The following is a 17,203-nucleotide window of genomic DNA, read 5'->3' as shown; positions in this document are numbered from 1 at the left end:
CGGTTACATGGCCTCGATGTCGGCCCGCTGCTCACTGAGACGGGACAGGCTGCTCTGGGCGTCCCGGAGCTTGTCCTGTTCTTTCTCCACCACTTCGGCGGGCGCCTTGGCGGTGAACTTCTCATTGCCCAGCTTGCCTTCGAGGCGGCCAATTTCCTTCTGCAGACGCTCCAGTTCCTTGTCCAGGCGCTTGAGCTCGGCATCCTTGTCGATCAGACCGGCCATGGGCACCAGCACTTCCATCTCGCCCACCAGCTGGGTGGCGGACATCGGGGCTTTGCCACCGTCAAACCAGTCCAGGCTTTCCAGCTTCGCCAGTGACGCCAGGAACTGTCGGTTGTCGTCCATACGGCGTTTGTCGTCGCCACTCTGGCCACGCAGCAGCACCGGAACTTTCTTGGCCGGGGAGATGTTCATCTCGCCGCGGATGTTGCGCACGGCCAGGATCACGCCTTTGAGCCACTCGATATCGGCGGTAATGGCACTGTCCTGCTTGCCGCTGTCCGGTTGCGGGTAGGGCTGCAGCATGATGCTGTCACCGGATTTGCCCGCCAGCGGAGCGATCCGCTGCCAGATTTCCTCAGTGATGAACGGCATGATCGGGTGCGCGACCCGCAGCACGGCTTCCAGTACCCGGACCAGGGTGCGGCGGGTGCCACGCTTGGCTTCGGCGCTGGCGCTGTCGTCACTGAGCACCGGTTTGGACAACTCCAGGTACCAATCGCAGTATTCGTTCCAGATGAACTCGTACAGCGCGTAGGCGGCCAGATCGAAGCGGTACTGGTCGAGGTGACGCATCACCTCCTGCTCACAGGTCTGCAGCTCGCTGATGATCCAGCGGTCTGCCAGGGACAGCTCGACTGGCTCGTCATTCACGCCGCAGTCTTCGCCTTCGGTGTTCATCAGCACATAGCGCGCGGCGTTCCACAACTTGTTGCAGAAGTTGCGGTAGCCCTCGAGGCGCTTCATGTCCCAGTTGATGTCTCGACCGGTGGTCGCCATGGCCGCCAGGGTGAAGCGCAGGGCGTCCGTGCCGTGGGCGGTGATGCCTTCCGGGAATTCTTTCTGCGTGCGCTTGCCAATCTTCTCAGCCAGTTTCGGCTGCATCAGATTGCCGGTGCGCTTCTCCAGCAGGTCGTTCAGGCCGATGCCGTCGATCATGTCCAGGGGATCGATCACGTTGCCCTTGGATTTGGACATCTTGTCGCCGTGCTCGTCCCGGATCAGACCGGTTACGTACACGGTGTGGAAGGGCACCTGCGGAGTGCCATCTTCGTTCTTCATGAAGTGCATGGTCATCATGATCATCCGGGCGACCCAGAAGAAAATGATGTCGAAGCCGGTGACCAGCACATCGGTCGGGTGGAACTGCTTCAGGCGTTCGGTAATCTCGGGCCAGCCCAGGGTACCAAAGGTCCACAGGGCGGAGCTGAACCAGGTGTCCAGTACGTCGGCGTCCTGGGACAGTTCCAGATCGCCGTCGAGGTTGTGCTTCTGGCGTACCTCCTCTTCGCTGCGGCCAACGTAGATGTTGCCCTCGGCGTCGTACCAGGCCGGAATACGGTGGCCCCACCAGAGCTGGCGGGAAATGCACCAGTCCTGGATGTCACGCATCCAGGAGAAATACATGTTCTCGTACTGCTTGGGCACGAACTGGATGCGGCCGTCTTCGACCGCTTCAATGGCCGGCTTGGCCAGGGTCTTGGCGTCGGCGAACCATTGGTCGGTCAGCATCGGCTCAATGATCAGGCCGGAACGGTCACCCCGGGGCACGCTCAGCACGTGGTCTTCTTCCCGCTCCAGCAGGCCGGCTTCGTTCAGGTCGGCAATGATGGCTTTGCGGGCTGCTTCGCGAGTGAGACCGGTGTAGACGCTTGGCATCTGGCCGTCGATGTCGGTGTTCTCGGTGCCGTCGGAATTGAACACTTCGGCAATGTCCCGGATGTTGGCGTCCTGGGTCATCACGTTGATCATCGGCAGCTCATTGCGCTTGCCCACGGCGTAGTCGTTGAAGTCATGGGCCGGGGTAATCTTGACGCAGCCGCTGCCTTTTTCCGGATCGGCGTGGTGGTCGGCAATAATAGCAATCCGGCGGTTCACCAGCGGCAGCAACACGTGCTTGCCGATCAGGTGTTGATAGCGCTCGTCGTCCGGGTGCACGGCGACGGCGGTATCGCCCAGCATGGTTTCCGGGCGGGTGGTGGCGACGACGACATAGTCTTTGCCGTCCTGGGTCTTGGCGCCGTCAGCCAGCGGGTAACGCAGGTGCCAGAAAAAGCCCTTTTCTTCCTTGTTCTCCACTTCCAGGTCGGAAATGGCGGTGTGCAGTTTCGGGTCCCAGTTCACGAGGCGCTTGCCACGGTACACCAGGCCTTCGTCGTAGAGGCGGATGAAGACTTCCTGAACGGCTTTGTAGAAGCCGTCGTCCATGGTGAAGCGTTCGTGGTCCCAGTCTACAGAGTTGCCCAGACGACGCATCTGGCGGGTGATGGTGCCGCCGGATTCTTCCTTCCAGTCCCAGATCCGTTTGATGAACTCGTCGCGGCCCAGGTCGTGGCGGGTCTTGTCCTCTTCTGCCGCCAGCTTGCGTTCCACCACCATTTGGGTGGCGATGCCGGCGTGGTCGGTGCCTACCTGCCAAAGCGTGTTGTGGCCCTGCATGCGCTTGTAACGGGTGAGCGTGTCCATGATCGTGTGCTGGAACGCGTGGCCCATATGCAGGCTGCCGGTAACGTTGGGTGGCGGAATGGCGATGCTGTAGGACTCGCCTTCACCGGAGGGGCGGAAATAGCCCTTGGCTTCCCAGTTTTCGTACCACTGGCGCTCGATATTTTCTGGCTGGTAGGTTTTTTCCATGGGTTTCTGCAGGTGACCGTTGGTTAGTTCGCAAGGGAAAATTCAGGACGCACGATTATACATGCTCGCCTTGTTTGCAGCGAACCTCAGCGCTTTCGTTGATCGTGGACTTTCGGTTCGATACCGAGAGCCCGCAGCTGCTTGAAGTGTGATCGTGCCTGGTTCAGAACCGCGGGGTCGTTATGGGCAACCAGGGCAAGCCGTTTGAAGCGGTCGGCGTCGGCCGGCAGGTTAGCCGACAAGATGATCACGGTGTCCCAGTCCTCGGCCACGGGTGGGCGCAGGAGAATGCCAACGGGCTCGGAACAGGTGGTGGCGGAATCGGGCACTAAGCTGTGCGGGATGAACGCATCCGGACTGAAGTTCCAGAGCAGGTCGTCCAGTTCCTGAGCGTGCTGCATGGTATCGCAGACCACACAGACGCGATCGCCTTGCTGCCAGGCCTTGTCCACCAGTTTGGCGGCGTGCAGGTTGCGGGCAGCAGGCGTGTTCTGGGCCAGGATGTGGAACCAGTAGCGTTGATTGGCGTCGCTCTGTCCGGAGGCCCGGGCAGCGGTGCTGCCCGGCTCCGGGTGTCCGTCGGTATTATTTACCGGCATGAGACATCAGGTAGTTAACCAGCAGGGGAACCGGGCGGCCGGAGGCGCCTTTGGCCTTGCCTGAATGCCAGGCGGTACCGGCGATATCTAGGTGCGCCCAGCGGTATTCCTTGGCGAAGCGGGACAGGAAGCACGCCGCGGTGATGGTGCCGGCGGAGCGATCACCGATGTTCTGCATGTCGGCGAAGTTGCTGTCCAGCTGGCTCTGGTAATCGTCCCACAGCGGCAGGCGCCAAGCGCGGTCGTCGGAGCGTTCGCCGGCGGCCAGCAGCTCATTCGCCAGCTCATCATTGTTGGCCAGCAGGCCAGTGGCGTGGTGGCCCAGGGCAACGATGCAGGCGCCGGTCAGGGTGGCCATGTCGATCACTGCTTCCGGGTTGTATTTCTTGACGTAGGTGAGGGCGTCGCACAGTACCAGGCGGCCTTCGGCGTCGGTGTTCAGAATCTCGACGGTCTGGCCCGACAGGGTAGTGACGATGTCACCCGGGCGGCAGGCGCCACCGTCCGGCATGTTTTCAGCGGCCGCGATTACCGCCACCACGTTGATCTTGGGTTGGGTTTCCGCCAGGACCTGCATGGTGCCGAAGACACTGGCAGAGCCGCCCATGTCGTACTTCATCTCGTCCATGCCAGCGCCCGGCTTCAGGCTGATGCCACCGGTATCAAAGGTGATGCCTTTACCGACCAGCACATACGGCTTGTCCTTCGGGTTGCCACCACGGTACTCCATTACGATCAGGCGTGGCGGCTGGGTGCTGCCCTTACCGACGGCGAGGATGGTGTTCATGCCCATCTTTTCCATCTGCTTTTCGTCGAGCACTTCGGTCTTGATGCAGTCGTTCTCTTTCGCCATCCGCTTCGCCTGCTGGGCGAGCCACTCGGGGTGACAGATGTTGGGCGGGGTGTTGCCCAGGTCGCGGGTAAAGTTCATGCCGCGACCGGTCGCCAGACCCAGATTGAAGGCGTCTTTCAAACCCTTGCCGCTGCCGGAGGCGGTGACCACAAGCTTGTTGAGCTTGCGCGCGGCCGGCTTGTCGCTCTTGTAGTCGTTGAAAGTGTAAAGCTGCTCTTCCAGAGTTCGACCGATCAGGTTGAGGCGAGCCTCTTCCGAGCTGACCGCGTCGGTGCCGGTAACGGCGGTGTCGGCCAGTGTGATCAGGGCGGATTTGGACGGGCCGTCTTTGAGGGCTCCGACCATCGCGATCAGGGCCTTGCGGTAGGTCGCCTGGGTGCGATCACTGTCATTACCAGTGCCAACAACCACAACTCGGCTCCAGGGCTGGTTGCTCAGTGGCACGGTACGGGTGGTGGCGTTTTTGCCACTGATGTCGCCGTTCTTCTGGAGTGTCTTGATCAACCCGTCCAGCGCCTCATCTGCCTGAGTCGTGGATGCTGGCCAGGTGCCTTTCTCGGGCAGGCCAATAACAAGACTGTCGGCTTTGGTGCTGGCAATGGCTTTACTGCTCAGGCTGAAATTCATGGCAACTCCTGTAGATTGTTCTGAAGAACTGTCCGCCGGCGGCGGGAGTGATTTCCGATCTAGTCTAGCATTGGGGCCGGCCCGGGATTTATCAAGCCGCGGGGCTACTTACGCGACAGTTGCGCGAGAGCCACGCGCCAGGGCCGTCTGTATTGTCCCGGCTCTGTCATTCGGCCCGAAGGTTACATAGAATACGCGCAGTTACCTGTTTCCTCCATGATTTACCGGCACCGGCAGAGAGATCCTTTTGACCATTATTTTCCGTTATCTAATTCGCCAGGTGATGATCAGTATGGTGGCTGTCTCCGGCATTCTGTTGCTGGTGTTTATGAGCGGCCGGTTCCTGAAGTACCTGGGCAGCGCCGCAGAGGGCGAGATTGCTGCCGATGTCCTGTTCTCGATCATGGCGTTCCGATTCCCCGGCTTCCTCGAACTGATCCTGCCGCTGGGCCTGTTCATTGGCATTCTGCTGGCGTACGGGCGCATGTACCTCGAAAGTGAAATGACGGTGCTGTTCGCCTGTGGCGTGAGCGACCGGCAACTGCTGACCAAAACTCTGCTGGGCAGCCTCCCGGTGATGGTCGTGGTCGGCGCCATGAGTCTGTATGTCTCGCCCTGGGGTATGAAACAGGTGGAGCAGATATTCAACGAACAGCGCCAGGCCACTGAATTCGAAATGCTGGCGCCCGGTCGCTTTCAGGATTTCAGTGCCGGCAACCGAGTGACCTACACCGAAGGGCTCAGCGACGATAAGCGGGAGCTGCGCGGAGTGTTTATTGCGGAGTACGGCAAAGACGGGGAGGGCGTTACCATTTTTACGGCCAACTCCGGATCCCAGTTGATTGATCGCGAGACCGGCAGCCGGTTCCTGATCCTGGAAGAAGGCGGCCGCTTTAATGGCGAGCCCGGCCGCCTGGATTACAACATCACAGGGTTTGAGGCCTACGGTCTGAAAATCGAAAGCGGCGAAAAAGGCACCCGGGAACTGGAAGAAGGGCTCAGTACTCTGGCCCTGATGAAGTCGGACAACCTCGAGGATCGTGCGCTCCTGCACTGGCGCTTCTCGTTGCCGCTGATTGTACCCATAGTGACCCTGCTGGCGGTTCGCCTGAGCCGGGTTAATCCGCGCCAGGGCCGGTTCTTTCACCTGCTGCCGGCGATGCTGGTGTATATCACCTATCTGGGCCTTCTGATCGTAGCCCGAGATGCCCTCGCCGATGGCAAGGTGCCAGAGTGGATCGGGATGCTTTGGGTGCACGCCCTGTTCCTGGCGTTTGGGCTCTGGCTACAATTTGGACCGGCGTGGCTGCATAAACGCCGAGCCCTGAAGGAGGCGCGTAGCCATGCGTAGGATTGATGGTTATGTCATGCGCACCGTTGGCGGTGCCATGTTTCTGGTCATGGTGGTGGTGCTGTCGCTGGACCTGATTTTCGGGTTCATCGGCGAGCTGGAAGACACCCGCAACAACTACCAGACCCTGGAAGCACTCTGGTACGTGGCTCTGACATTGCCTCGGCGCATCTACGATTACCTGCCCCTGGGCGCCTTCATGGGCTGTCTGGTGGGGCTTGGCTCCATGGCCAGTTCGTCTGAACTGACGGTCATCCGGGCCGCCGGTGTTTCCCTGAAACGCATCGTCTGGTCGGCCATGAAGCCAGCCCTGGTGGTCGTGGTTCTGGGAGTGCTGATCGGTGAATACGTGGCGCCGCCGGCCGAGCGTCTGGCGCAGAGTGAGAAAGCGGTGGCCCTGGGTGCCGGCAGCAACGTGGCGTCGGCCCAAGGGGTATGGCACCGGGAAGGCGATTTCTTTATCCATCTCAATGCTGTGCAACCCAATGGCGTGCTGCACGGGGTCTCGCTATTCCGGTTCAATGAGGCGCGGGAGTTGCAGTCGGCCAGCTTTGCCAAGCGCGGCATATTTCAGGGTGACCACTGGCGCCTGGAGGATGTCCGCAGGACCCTGATTGAAGACACGGGAACAAAACGGGAGACCGAACAGTCCATGCGCTGGGACACCGGGCTCTCGCCCCAGGTGTTAAGCGTATTGATCGTGAAGCCGGAGAATCTCTCGATGACTGGCCTATTTACCTACGCCAGTTACCTGGAAGAGCAGGATCTAAACGCGTCGCGGTACTGGCTGGCATTCTGGAAGAAGACACTGATGCCCCTGGGTACCGGGGTAATGGTGCTGGTGGCCATTTCCTTTATATTTGGCCCGCTGCGGTCGGTCACCATGGGGTTCCGGGTATTCACCGGCTTGCTGGTGGGTCTTCTGTTCAAATACATGCAGGATCTGCTCGGGCCCATGAGCCTGGTGTATGGCTTTAACCCGATGCTGGCGGTACTGATCCCGATTGCGATCAGCGCGGCGGCCGGCGCCATCCTGATGCGCCGGGCCGGTTAATTCGGAGGCCGGCCGTTATTTGCCTTCTTTCGGAACCTGTACCACCACGCTGCCGGACAGGCGGTCGGTGACCGACAGGCCATTGATGGGGAAGAACAGGGCGATTACCGCCGGTAGGGTGACGATCAGGGTGATGGCGCCCACGTAATAGCTTGCCAGCAAAGTCACGAAGATCACCGCGGCGGCGGTGACGAAACGGCGCAGGGCCTGGCTCCAGCTCACTGAAGTGCCGTCCAGGTTTTCAATGCGAATGCGCCAGACCTGCATGCCGAGGGTCTGACCGATGCGAGTCCAGAAATACGCGAAGAACAGGTACAGCGTCAGGAACAGAGCAAAGGTAAGACCGGGATCTCCGGCCAGTTGTCCCGCTTCCGCCATCTCCTCAAACTTGTCCCAGCCGGTGATCCAGCCGCCAATCATGGTGTAAATCCAGGTCGCCACAAGCAGAACCGCGATACTGATCAGACCGTCATAGATAATAGCGAGTGCACGCTTCAGAAATGTGGCGGGTGGCAACAGTTTCTCGGCATCATGGAAGCGTCGGGGCATGGGGTCTCCTGTGCGGTTTCACGTTTTTCCCGTTCTCGGCGTGTGCTAGAGTAGCGGATTTGCACACGCATGTAAGTATTCGTATTCAATCGCGGACGCGCCGGATTTACGGCAAGTTTCTGGAAAGGTATCAAAGGGCTATGAAAACCGCTGAGTTGCGACAGGCATTTCTCGATTATTTCAAACAGCAAGGCCACACCATTGTTTCAAGCAGTTCGCTGGTTCCGGCGGATGACCCCACGTTGCTGTTCACCAATGCGGGAATGAACCAGTTCAAGGACGCCTTTCTTGGCCGGGAAGAGCGTGACTACACCCGCGCCACGACCTCGCAGAAGTGCGTTCGTGCCGGCGGCAAGCACAACGACCTGGAAAACGTGGGTTACACCGCGCGTCATCACACGTTCTTTGAAATGCTGGGCAACTTCAGCTTCGGTGACTACTTCAAGCGCGAAGCGATTAACTACGCCTGGACCTTTCTGACCGGTGATGAGTGGCTGAAGCTGCCCAAGGAAAAGCTGTGGGTGACCGTTTACGCCGACGACGATGAAGCCTTTGATATCTGGAACCAGGAAATCGGCGTTCCGGCCGACCGCATTGTCCGCATTGGTGACAACAAGGGTGCCCGTTACGCGTCCGACAACTTCTGGCAGATGGGCGACACCGGCCCCTGCGGTCCGTGCACTGAGATCTTCTACGATCACGGCCCGGACGTGGCTGGCGGACCTCCGGGGAGCCCCGAGGAAGACGGTGACCGCTACATCGAGATCTGGAACGTGGTTTTCATGCAGTACAACCGCACCGCCGATGGCGAGATGCTGAACCTGCCCAAGCCGTCCGTAGACACCGGCATGGGGCTGGAGCGTATTACTGCCGTGCTGCAGGGCGTGCACAGCAACTACGAGATCGATCTGTTCCAGAATCTGCTGAAAGCGGCCTCTGACGTGCTCGGTGGTGTGGATGCCAGCGAGGCCAGCCTGCGCGTGGTGGCCGATCACATTCGTTCCTGCGCCTTCCTGATTTCCGACGGCGTTATGCCCTCGAACGAAGGCCGCGGTTTTGTACTGCGTCGCATCATCCGTCGCGCTGCCCGCCACGGCAACAAGCTGGGCGCTACCCAGCCGTTCTTCTACAAGCTTGCCGGCCCCCTGGCCGACCTGATGGGGGAGGCTTACCCGCAGCTGGTCAGCAGCCTGAAGCAGGTCGAAAAGGTGTTGCTGCAGGAGGAGGAGCAGTTCGCCAAAACTCTGGACAAAGGCCTGCGTCTGCTGGAGCAGGACATCGCTGAACTGAAAAGCGAAGTAATTCCGGGCGAAACCATCTTTACTCTTTACGACACCTTCGGTTTCCCGGTCGACCTGACCAACGATATCGCCCGCGAACGTGGTCTGACCCTGGATTACGAAGGCTACGAGAAAGCTATGGAAGCCCAGCGTGACCGGGCCCGTGCCGCGAGCAAGTTCGGCATCGACTACAACGCCGCCGGGCTCAAGCTCGAAGGTAAGACCGAATTTACCGGTTACGATCATATCGACGGCCACGAGCGCATTCGTTCCGTTATTGTCGGCGGCGAAGAAAAGAACGCTGAAGCCGGTGACGAGGCCGTTGTGGTGTTGGAGCGCACGCCGTTCTACGCCGAATCCGGTGGTCAGGTGGGTGATACCGGGCTGCTGACCTGGAGTGGTGGTCGGTTCAAGGTCACCGACACCCGCAAGGAAGGCGACAACCACCTGCACGTGGGTACGCTGATTGAAGGTGAACTGTTCCCGGGTCTGGAAGTGGATGCGCGCATTGATCACGTTCGCCGTGAGCGCACCAAGCGCAACCACTCTGCCACGCATCTGCTGCATGCGGCGCTGCGCAAGATTCTAGGTGAGCACGTGAACCAGAAAGGCTCGCTGGTGGATCCGGACAAACTGCGTTTCGATTTCTCGCACTTCGAGCCCGTTACCCCGGAGCAGCTGACCGAGATTGAGCGCAAGGTGAATGAGCTGATTCTCGACAACACTCCGGTGCAAACCGAAATCACCGACATGGAACAGGCCCAGGAAAAAGGCGCCATGGCTCTGTTTGGTGAAAAGTACGGTGATACCGTGCGGGTGCTGAGCATGGGTGCCGACAATTACTCGGTAGAACTGTGTGGCGGCACCCACGTTGCGCGTACGGGCGACATTGGCCTGTTCCGCATCACCTCGGAGAGCGGTATTTCCTCTGGTGTTCGCCGTATCGAAGCGGTGACTGGCATGGGTGCCCTGGAGTGGGTAGATAGCACCGAGCGTACCCTGCGCGACACCGCCGGTTTGGTCCGGGCGACCCGCGACACGGTGGTTGAAAAAGTGCAGCAGACCCTGGATCGCAGCCGTCAGCTCGAGAAAGAAGTCGACGCCCTGAAGGCTAAGCTGGCGAGTTCCGCCGGCAGTGACCTGGCGGGTTCCGCTGTCGAGGTGGCTGGTTTGAAAGTGGTGGCTTCCGAACTGGAAGGCGCCGATCGCAAGGCCCTGATGGAAACCGCCGATCAGCTCAAGAACAAGCTGGGTGAGGGCGTGGTTGTGCTGGCCAGTGTGGACGACGGCAAGGTCACGCTGGTGGCTGGTGTGACCAAGTCCGCCACGGGCAAGATAAAGGCCGGTGACCTGATGAAGCACCTGGCGGCCCAGGTTGATGGCAAAGGCGGCGGCCGGCCCGATATGGCCCAGGGCGGCGGTAGTGATCCGAGTAAATTGGCGGAGGCGCTAGCCGGGGTGACTGCCTGGATTGAGCAAAATATAGCTTAACTAACTGTTTGTAAGGTGGGCTAGGAGGTTATACTCCTGCTCGCTTGCTCTTGAGACTGGCGAGGCCCTGCCTCGCTGTGAGTCCCCGTTTCAGATATTGGGAAAAAAATGGCTCTGTTGGTTCAGAAATTTGGTGGTACCTCGGTTGGCACAACCGAGCGTATTGAAGCGGTTGCGGAGAAGGTCGCCCGTTTCCGGAAGGAAGGTCATGATGTAGTGGTGGTGGTTTCCGCTATGAGCGGTGAAACCAACCGGTTGATTGGCCTGGCCAGCAACATCATGGAGGAGCCGACGCCCCGGGAGATGGACGTGTTGGTGTCCACCGGCGAGCAGGTTACCATTGCCTTACTTTCCATGGCATTGCAGAAGCGCGGTTGCGCGGCCCGTTCTTACACCGGCTCTCAGGTGCGGATTGTTACCGACAGCACCCATACCAAGGCGCGCATCAAGCAGATTGATGAGCAGCGCATGCGCGAAGACCTGGACTCAGGCCGGGTAGTGGTCGTAGCAGGGTTCCAGGGCATCGATGAGTGCGGCAATATCACCACGCTTGGTCGTGGTGGATCAGACACCACGGCCGTCGCCCTGGCAGCTGCGCTGAAGGCAGACGAGTGTCAGATCTATACTGACGTGGACGGCGTTTACACCACTGATCCCCGAGTGGTTGACAGCGCCCGGCGCCTGGATCGCATTACCTTTGAAGAAATGATTGAGATGGCGAGTCTGGGATCCAAGGTTCTCCAGATTCGGTCAGTCGAATTTGCAGGCAAATACAACGTTCCATTACGGGTTCTTTCCAGCTTCCAGGAAGGGGAAGGCACCCTGATTACTTTTGAGGATGAAAACGTCATGGAGCAACCGGTTGTTTCCGGCATCGCCTTTAACCGCGACGAAGCAAAACTGACCATCGCCGGCGTTCCCGATACGCCGGGGAGTGCACTGCGCATTCTGAAACCGGTGAGTAATGCTAATATTGAAGTAGACATGATCGTTCAGAACGTGGGCGAGGATAACAAGACCGCGTTTACCTTCACCGTGCACCGCAACGATTTCAAGCGTGCGAAGGAAGTTCTGCAGGGTGTTGCAGATGAGTTGGGCGCTCGCGAAGTCAGCGGTGACAGCAAGATCGCCAAGGTTAGCATCGTCGGTGTTGGCATGCGTTCGCACGCGGGTGTTGCCACAAGGATGTTTGAGGCGTTGTCCAACGAGGGCATTAATATTCAGATGATCTCCACGTCGGAAATCAAGATTTCCGTGGTGATCGATGAGAAGTATCTTGAGCTGGCAGTTCGAGCTCTGCACAGTGAGTTCGAGCTGGATAAGCTTGTGGTAAAGGAAGAGGACTGAATGGGCAGTTGCCAGATTGAGAGGGTAGGCCCGCCCAAATAAGAGAGCCATTTGCTGAGCTTATGAGAACGTGCATCCGTATAAGGGGTTGTGCGTCTTATGATGAGAACGTGGTCTCGCTATAAATTAAAGAACACCAAGAAGAAACAATTTGTCGGAACAGGTAGCTCTGGATAGGGAGTAAGGGATATGTTGATTTTGACTCGCCGTGTTGGCGAAACTCTGATGGTCGGAGACGAAATTACCGTCACCGTCCTGGGAGTGAAAGGAAACCAGGTGCGCATCGGCGTTAACGCGCCAAAAGAAGTTGCGGTGCATCGGGAAGAAATCTATCAGCGTATACAGTCGGAGAAGGGCTCTGAGGAGCCAGAACCCGGCAACAGCTGAAAGAGAAAAAGCCGTTCAAGGGAAACCTGAGCGGCTTTTTTATTTTCTCGGCAAATCGGGATCAAAAAAAATCGTGTCAACCCTATGAAAACAGAAATCTTATGGTAGTATACGCCCCGTTCTCAAGGAGAGGTGGGTGAGTGGCTGAAACCAGTTCCCTGCTAAGGAACCGTACGCGAAAGCGTACCGAGGGTTCGAATCCCTCCCTCTCCGCCATTTTCCTGTCTTGGAAAAGAGGACAGGTTGACGTAGCACTCAACCTCAGCAAGTGATGAATGCGCGGCTGTAGCTCAGCTGGATAGAGTACCTGGCTACGAACCAGGCGGTCGGAGGTTCGAATCCTCCCAGCCGCGCCACTTCTTTAAGACCTTGCCCCGTTTTAGGCGGCTGTAGCTCAGCTGGATAGAGTACCTGGCTACGAACCAGGCGGTCGGAGGTTCGAATCCTCCCAGCCGCGCCATATTAAACAAAGAACCCCGCCTAGTGCGGGGTTTTTTGTTTACAGATCTCGAAGTCTGAAAGGATTTGAGCCGACAAGAGGTTCGACCGATCCCCACGTAGTGGGGTGAGGAACGCCGGAGCCCTGCGACGGCGGCCCCGAAGGGGGGAGGGCCGAAGGCCCGAATAATCCTCCCAGCCGCGCCATATTAAACAAAGAACCCCGCCTAGTGCGGGGTTTTTTATTTGCGCTCCGTCAATTCTGCTCTGATCAATATTTGATCAGACCTCGCTTTCCTGCCTATTCTTCTAGATGTAAGCGCATCAAAAATAAAGGTGAGGTTTGCCCATGAATAAAACCATAAATGGTTCTTATCAGGATCATGATCAAGCTAAGAACACTTGGGACGACTTAATCGCAACGGGTATTCCCAGAGATAACATCTACATTGATGAGGACGCGAAGGTCGTAAAGGTTATTGCGCCTGCAGAAACCGAAAGGGAAATTCGCGAAATCTTTGGCCGCCACAAGCTGCAGTAAAGCCAGAAAACCCGTAAAAACAGGTAGGGAGCGACCTATGAGCGGCAAAGATGGTGACGTGGCCCGGCGTGGTCGCGGAGATAGGCTGATCAAGGAGGAAATTCACGACCCGTACGTGGCTCGGAGCAAGCCGAGTGAGCCGACAATCTGCCCGGAATGCCGCGCGGTTTTCCGAAAAGGGCGCTGGCAATGGTCTGAGGAGTCCGACGGTGATGCCCACGAGATGATGTGCCCTGCTTGTGAGCGAATACGGGATGACATGCCCGGAGGTATATTAACGCTCTCCGGGACGTTTCTTGCAAAGCATCGAGATGAAATCTTGAAGCTGATTTTTAACAAGGTCGAGGAAGAAAAGGGCCTGCACCCTATTAATCGTCTCATGGGTATTGAAGACGGGCGGTCGGGAGAGCTGGTCGTCAAGTTTACGGATCTCCACCTGGCCCGAAGCACTGGTGAGGCCATTGAGCGGGCCTACGATGGCGATCTGGACATCCAGTATACTAAGGAGTCAAATCTCGTTCGCGTCTACTGGAAGCGGAGCACGTAAAGCCTAGCCGCGCCATATCAAATAAAAAACCCCGAATAGTACGGGGTTTTTTATTGCTGCAGAAAAGTCCCAGCCTACATGCTGTGAGGGCCCATCAGCTGGCCACGTACCGCGCCCTTGGGGAACTCAGGGTTGTGCACGTTGATGTAGAAATCAGACGGATTCTCCAGGATGCGCTGAACAATGCCGGCTTCGCCTGTGGGGAATTTGCCTTTCTCGCCTTCGGTCAGGCAATCAGCGGCATCTCCATCTTCTGGCCCTGCCAGAACTGCCACCGGGGCGCCGTTCATGCCTTTGCCTGCTTCGTGGATGTGGGCAGCCATGCCTTCCTTGACCGGCACGGTTTGGATGTTGTGTACCTGCACTACGTAGCAAAGGGTAGTCGGGTCGCCGTCGATACCGAACACGTGAGCGTAGCCCTTACCGTCGCTGTCACCCATGGAGCCAACCATCTCGGAGCCGCTCAATTTGGCGTCGAGTACGTGGTTGGTGTGACCGGCTTGGGCGGCAGAGGCCAGGCCGAGTGATGTTGCAACCGCTGTGGCAAGCAGGGCTTTTTTTGTCAGGTTGTGCATGTTGTATCTCCTTTGCGTTTCCGAATATCGGGTATTTGGAGCAGTAAAAATATTGGACTGCTTAGGAGATGCGTTCAGGCAATGAAAAAAGTTGCAGGCGGGTGAAGAAAATCTGTCGAATAATGTTGAGAAAAGGGGTGGGCTAGTAACTTCCCGCCCACCCCGGGGTGATCACCACATCAGATCGTCGGGTATTTCATACCCGGCATACGGGTCGTCCTCTCCGGTGTCGTCGGTTTTCCGGTCGTGCAGGACCACTACGGCGGTTTCGTCCCGTTCCTGGATCTTCCGGGCTACCCCTTCGGCAACCAGTTCGTAACTGTCATTCACGAATACGATGGCCAGTCGGCCCCTGGACAGCTGGTCCACCATGGTGTCGTCCACAAAGATCTTCTTGATCTTCTTGTCGTGCACAAACTGGTAAGAGGTTTCGCCCCGGCTGCGATCCAGGCGGTTGGTGCTCACCAGTTGGCGGATCTGGGCCTGGACGGCTTTCTTCTCGGCTTCTTGCTGGCGCTGCCGGTTAAGTTCCCGGTCCCGTTCGGCTTTTTCTTCACGGGCCTTGCGTGCCCGAAGTTCGGCCTCGTTTTCCTGCACCGCACCCTTGGGCTGGGACTTGCGCTTTTTGCGTTTCTCGGTGCGAATAGCCTTGGCCTTTTTTTCATCGGCCAGGCCCGCTTTCAGTAGCTGATCCTGCAGGGAAGGCATTAGTTACTCCTCGTAGCTCCCAGTACTCAGTAAATTGGTGACAAACTCTGGTATCCTGATGCGGTAGTATACGCCCTCACTAATGTGCCTCCACAATTCGCAGCCCCCGATTTCAGGATTTTTCCGTATGCCTTCCTTTAAAGAGTTTGGTCTTTCCCCGGCTATGGCCTCCAACCTTGAGCAGCTTGGGTTTGAACAGCCTACCGAAATCCAGGCGAAAGCCTTGCCCCCTTGCCTGGCGAAAAAGGATGTCATTGCCATGGCCCAGACCGGAAGCGGCAAGACTGCGGCCTTCGGAATTGGTCTGATCGAGCATCTGAAGCCGCGCCTGTTTGCGGTTCAGGGCCTGGTGCTGTGCCCGACCCGTGAACTGGCGGATCAGGTGGCCAAGGCGCTCCGGGAGCTGGCGCGCGCCCGGGATAACGTAAAGATCCTGACCCTGTGCGGTGGGGTATCGATTGGGCCTCAGATTGGCTCCCTGAGCCACGGCGCCCACATTGTGGTGGGCACGCCGGGGCGTATTCAGGATCACTTGCGGAAGGGAACCCTGACCCTGGACCGGGTAAACACCGTGGTTCTGGATGAAGCGGACCGGATGCTGGACATGGGCTTTGAAGAGGCCATGGAAGATATTATCGGGCAGACGCCCGAATCCCGTCAGACCCTGATGTTCTCCGCCACCTGGCCTGAGGCGATTCGTGCCCTCAGTGGCCGCTATCAGCGTGAGCCCGAGGACGTTCGGGCCGAGGCAAAGAAGGGCAACCCGGATATCCAGGAGCTGTTCTACGAAATCGCCCCAGGATCTGCCCAGGATGCGGTGATGGCGCTGTTGTCCGAGCGTCAGCCGACTTCCTGTATTGTGTTCTGCACCATGAAGCAACAGTGCGACGAGCTGGCCGAAGCATTGCGCCAACATGGCTTCTCGGCGCTGGCCTTGCACGGTGACCTGGAGCAGCGTGACCGCGACAGCGTGCTGGTTCGCTTCGGCAATCAGAGTTGCTCTGTACTGGTGGCGACAGATGTGGCGGCCCGCGGCCTGGACATCAAATCCCTGCCGCTGGTGATTAACGCCGAGCCGGCCCGCGACAGCGAGGTGCATACACATCGGGTAGGACGCACTGGGCGCGCGGGCGAGCAGGGCCTGGCGGTGACCTTCTGCACGCCTTCCAAGGGCCACAAAATTAACCGACTGGAATCAGATCGTGGTCAGGCCGCGGAGTGGGGCAATACCGAGGCGCTGATGGCCGTGCCGCTGCAGCCGGTGGAGCCCGCGATGGAAACCCTGTGCATTGCCGGTGGCCGTAAAGAGAAGATTCGCCCGGGGGATGTCTTGGGTGCGCTCACCGGTGAAGCCGGGATTCCGGGTACGGCGGTCGGGAAAATCGACCTGTTTGATTTCCAGTGTTTTGTGGCCGTTGAGAGAAGTGTTGCCGCCAAGGCGCTGAAGCGACTCGAGAGTGGGCGAATCAAAGGCCGGAAAATACGCGTCCGATATGCGTGAAATGAGGTGTGGTGCTGCCCGCTAACGCGGTGTGAAATTTAGCGAATCGGCTCGGAAACCCCGTATAGCAATTTGCATTTAGGTTGCTCATGGCAGGCTAAAACGGTAAATTACGCAGGATTTTGCCTCCCGAACCGCCTGGGTGTGGTCTAAGACTTTAGTGGAACTGGTCCAACCAGGCAAATCGGGGAAATCAACAAACCAGAAACAGGTAGCTATTCGATATGAATGACCTGATGTCACAAGCCGTGGATCTGATGATTGCCGGCATGGGTTTTGTGTTTGCATTCCTGGTAGTGCTGGTATTCGCAACGCTGCTCATGTCCAAGCTGGTCGCTCGGTTTGCGCCGCCAGAGCCGGCAACCCCGGCAAAAACACCACGTGCCAAGCCCAAGGCGCCTGCGTCGGTTGATTCGGACACCGCCGAGGCCATCAAGAAGGCAATTGCACAATTCCGGTCACGCCACAAGAAGTGACCCGGTAAAAGATAGAACCTTTA

15 protein-coding genes and 3 tRNA genes are annotated in these 17,203 nt (G+C 58.3%); 12 read left to right on the top strand and 6 right to left on the bottom strand.

Annotated features, from left to right (window positions below):
* Window positions 1-3: 3 nt before the first annotated feature.
* The 3 genes from FCS96_RS19405 to FCS96_RS19395 form a co-directional block, all read right to left on the bottom strand.
* Window positions 4-2,856: a valine--tRNA ligase gene (locus FCS96_RS19405; RefSeq protein WP_138442020.1), complete on the bottom strand. Its 2,853-nt coding sequence runs from the start codon at window positions 2,854-2,856 to the stop codon at window positions 4-6.
* 86 nt (window positions 2,857-2,942) lie between these two features.
* Window positions 2,943-3,455, bottom strand: coding sequence for a DNA polymerase III subunit chi (locus tag FCS96_RS19400; RefSeq protein ID WP_138442018.1), 513 nt, complete (start codon window positions 3,453-3,455; stop codon window positions 2,943-2,945).
* The gene (locus tag FCS96_RS19395; protein ID WP_138442016.1) at window positions 3,442-4,935 is read right to left on the bottom strand and encodes a leucyl aminopeptidase; all 1,494 of its coding nucleotides are present in this window, start codon (window positions 4,933-4,935) and stop codon (window positions 3,442-3,444) included. The genes FCS96_RS19400 and FCS96_RS19395 overlap by 14 nt, the downstream gene beginning before the upstream one ends.
* A 247-nt stretch (window positions 4,936-5,182) precedes the next feature.
* Between FCS96_RS19395 and lptF the strand changes: the two genes are divergently transcribed.
* Window positions 5,183-6,286 carry an LPS export ABC transporter permease LptF gene (gene lptF, locus FCS96_RS19390; RefSeq protein ID WP_138442014.1) on the top strand — a complete coding sequence of 368 codons (1,104 nt, stop codon included), beginning with the start codon at window positions 5,183-5,185 and terminating at the stop codon, window positions 6,284-6,286.
* Entirely contained in the window at window positions 6,279-7,340 is a 1,062-nt protein-coding gene (lptG, locus tag FCS96_RS19385) for an LPS export ABC transporter permease LptG (RefSeq protein WP_138442011.1), read from the top strand. Before lptF ends, lptG begins: the two co-directional genes overlap by 8 nt.
* A gap of 15 nt (window positions 7,341-7,355) precedes the next feature.
* On the opposite strand, the gene FCS96_RS19380 is transcribed toward lptG, so the two are convergent.
* Window positions 7,356-7,889 (bottom strand): RDD family protein, encoded by a 534-nt coding sequence (locus FCS96_RS19380; protein ID WP_138442009.1) that lies wholly within the window; start codon window positions 7,887-7,889, stop codon window positions 7,356-7,358.
* Between the two features lie 140 nt (window positions 7,890-8,029).
* On the opposite strand from FCS96_RS19380, the gene alaS reads away from it, so the two are divergent.
* The 8 genes from alaS (at window position 8,030) to FCS96_RS19340 (ending at window position 13,920) form a co-directional block, all read left to right on the top strand.
* On the top strand, window positions 8,030-10,660 hold the full coding sequence (gene alaS / locus FCS96_RS19375) for an alanine--tRNA ligase (protein WP_138442007.1): 2,631 nt from the start codon (window positions 8,030-8,032) through the stop codon (window positions 10,658-10,660).
* A gap of 108 nt (window positions 10,661-10,768) precedes the next feature.
* Window positions 10,769-12,007, top strand: a complete 1,239-nt coding sequence (locus FCS96_RS19370) for an aspartate kinase (RefSeq protein WP_138442005.1) — start codon at window positions 10,769-10,771, stop codon at window positions 12,005-12,007.
* A gap of 189 nt (window positions 12,008-12,196) precedes the next feature.
* Entirely contained in the window at window positions 12,197-12,394 is a 198-nt protein-coding gene (csrA, locus tag FCS96_RS19365) for a carbon storage regulator CsrA (RefSeq protein ID WP_007155535.1), read from the top strand.
* Between the two features lie 126 nt (window positions 12,395-12,520).
* Window positions 12,521-12,610: transfer RNA gene (locus tag FCS96_RS19360), tRNA-Ser, on the top strand.
* A 63-nt stretch (window positions 12,611-12,673) separates the two neighbouring features.
* Window positions 12,674-12,750 (top strand) — tRNA-Arg (locus tag FCS96_RS19355).
* Window positions 12,751-12,777: 27 nt separating this feature from the next.
* Window positions 12,778-12,854 (top strand) — tRNA-Arg (locus FCS96_RS19350).
* 327 nt (window positions 12,855-13,181) lie between these two features.
* On the top strand, window positions 13,182-13,373 hold the full coding sequence (locus FCS96_RS19345) for a hypothetical protein (protein ID WP_138442003.1): 192 nt from the start codon (window positions 13,182-13,184) through the stop codon (window positions 13,371-13,373).
* A 37-nt stretch (window positions 13,374-13,410) separates the two neighbouring features.
* Window positions 13,411-13,920, top strand: coding sequence for a BCAM0308 family protein (locus tag FCS96_RS19340; RefSeq protein WP_138442001.1), 510 nt, complete (start codon window positions 13,411-13,413; stop codon window positions 13,918-13,920).
* 74 nt (window positions 13,921-13,994) lie between these two features.
* Here FCS96_RS19340 and FCS96_RS19335 read toward each other — a convergent pair whose 3' ends face one another.
* Both FCS96_RS19335 and FCS96_RS19330 read right to left on the bottom strand, forming a co-directional pair.
* The gene (locus FCS96_RS19335) at window positions 13,995-14,495 is read right to left on the bottom strand and encodes a CHRD domain-containing protein (RefSeq protein ID WP_138441999.1); all 501 of its coding nucleotides are present in this window, start codon (window positions 14,493-14,495) and stop codon (window positions 13,995-13,997) included.
* Window positions 14,496-14,666: 171 nt separating this feature from the next.
* Window positions 14,667-15,203 (bottom strand): DUF2058 domain-containing protein, encoded by a 537-nt coding sequence (locus tag FCS96_RS19330; protein WP_138441997.1) that lies wholly within the window; start codon window positions 15,201-15,203, stop codon window positions 14,667-14,669.
* Window positions 15,204-15,330: 127 nt separating this feature from the next.
* On the opposite strand from FCS96_RS19330, the gene dbpA reads away from it, so the two are divergent.
* Together dbpA and FCS96_RS19320 are read left to right on the top strand one after the other, a co-directional pair.
* Window positions 15,331-16,704 carry an ATP-dependent RNA helicase DbpA gene (gene dbpA, locus FCS96_RS19325; RefSeq protein WP_138441995.1) on the top strand — a complete coding sequence of 458 codons (1,374 nt, stop codon included), beginning with the start codon at window positions 15,331-15,333 and terminating at the stop codon, window positions 16,702-16,704.
* A gap of 224 nt (window positions 16,705-16,928) precedes the next feature.
* The gene (locus tag FCS96_RS19320) at window positions 16,929-17,180 is read left to right on the top strand and encodes an OadG family protein (RefSeq protein WP_138441993.1); all 252 of its coding nucleotides are present in this window, start codon (window positions 16,929-16,931) and stop codon (window positions 17,178-17,180) included.
* The last annotated feature ends 23 nt before the right edge of the window (window positions 17,181-17,203 follow it).

It is taken from the genome of Marinobacter alexandrii, assembly GCF_005871205.1.
Taxonomy (GTDB): domain Bacteria; phylum Pseudomonadota; class Gammaproteobacteria; order Pseudomonadales; family Oleiphilaceae; genus Marinobacter; species Marinobacter alexandrii.
This window is presented reverse-complemented; position numbering and strand designations above follow the sequence as displayed.

Bases quoted from the DNA above. Each gene is read 5' to 3' on its own strand.
- FCS96_RS19335 (WP_138441999.1), bottom strand. From the start codon at position 14,495: ATGCACAACCTGACAAAAAAAGCCCTGCTTGCCACAGCGGTTGCAACA.
- FCS96_RS19345 (WP_138442003.1), top strand. From the start codon at position 13,182: ATGAATAAAACCATAAATGGTTCTTATCAGGATCATGATCAAGCTAAG.
- FCS96_RS19370 (WP_138442005.1), top strand. From the start codon at position 10,769: ATGGCTCTGTTGGTTCAGAAATTTGGTGGTACCTCGGTTGGCACAACC.
- FCS96_RS19405 (WP_138442020.1), bottom strand. From the start codon at position 2,856: ATGGAAAAAACCTACCAGCCAGAAAATATCGAGCGCCAGTGGTACGAA.
- dbpA (WP_138441995.1), top strand. From the start codon at position 15,331: ATGCCTTCCTTTAAAGAGTTTGGTCTTTCCCCGGCTATGGCCTCCAAC.
- FCS96_RS19320 (WP_138441993.1), top strand. From the start codon at position 16,929: ATGAATGACCTGATGTCACAAGCCGTGGATCTGATGATTGCCGGCATG.
- FCS96_RS19340 (WP_138442001.1), top strand. From the start codon at position 13,411: ATGAGCGGCAAAGATGGTGACGTGGCCCGGCGTGGTCGCGGAGATAGG.
- FCS96_RS19400 (WP_138442018.1), bottom strand. From the start codon at position 3,455: ATGCCGGTAAATAATACCGACGGACACCCGGAGCCGGGCAGCACCGCT.
- FCS96_RS19395 (WP_138442016.1), bottom strand. From the start codon at position 4,935: ATGAATTTCAGCCTGAGCAGTAAAGCCATTGCCAGCACCAAAGCCGAC.
- alaS (WP_138442007.1), top strand. From the start codon at position 8,030: ATGAAAACCGCTGAGTTGCGACAGGCATTTCTCGATTATTTCAAACAG.
- lptG (WP_138442011.1), top strand. From the start codon at position 6,279: ATGCGTAGGATTGATGGTTATGTCATGCGCACCGTTGGCGGTGCCATG.
- FCS96_RS19330 (WP_138441997.1), bottom strand. From the start codon at position 15,203: ATGCCTTCCCTGCAGGATCAGCTACTGAAAGCGGGCCTGGCCGATGAA.
- FCS96_RS19380 (WP_138442009.1), bottom strand. From the start codon at position 7,889: ATGCCCCGACGCTTCCATGATGCCGAGAAACTGTTGCCACCCGCCACA.
- csrA (WP_007155535.1), top strand. From the start codon at position 12,197: ATGTTGATTTTGACTCGCCGTGTTGGCGAAACTCTGATGGTCGGAGAC.